This is a genomic window from Nonomuraea candida (genome assembly GCF_000725485.1).
Taxonomy (GTDB): Bacteria; Actinomycetota; Actinomycetes; order Streptosporangiales; family Streptosporangiaceae; genus Nonomuraea; species Nonomuraea candida.
In genome coordinates, this window is the sequence record NZ_JOAG01000167.1 from 1 (window position 1) to 308 (window position 308).

Here is a 308-nt window from a genome sequence, read left to right on the forward strand (position 1 = left end):
GACCGGCTCAAGACGTTCACCGACGCGGTCAGCGGCCGGTCCCTGACCTACGACTACGACCCGGCCGACCGGCTCAAGACGCTGACCTCGGCCAACCCGGCGGGCAAGCAGGAGTACGACTATGACGACCTGGACCGGATCACCGGCCACACCCTGCTGAGCGGCGCCGGAGGCCAGCTCGCCAAGATCACCTATGGCTGGGACAGGAACGACAACCTGACCTCCAAGGTGACGGCGGGCACGGCCGGCGCCGGGAACAACACCTACACCTACGACCGCTCGGACCGGATGACCTCCTGGACCGGCCC

At 68.2% G+C, this 308-nt stretch carries 1 protein-coding gene; it reads left to right on the forward strand.

Features of this window, described 5'->3' with window-relative positions:
- On the forward strand, positions 1-308 hold a 308-nt coding region (locus tag IO39_RS43545; protein ID WP_043637821.1), incomplete at both ends, for a hypothetical protein.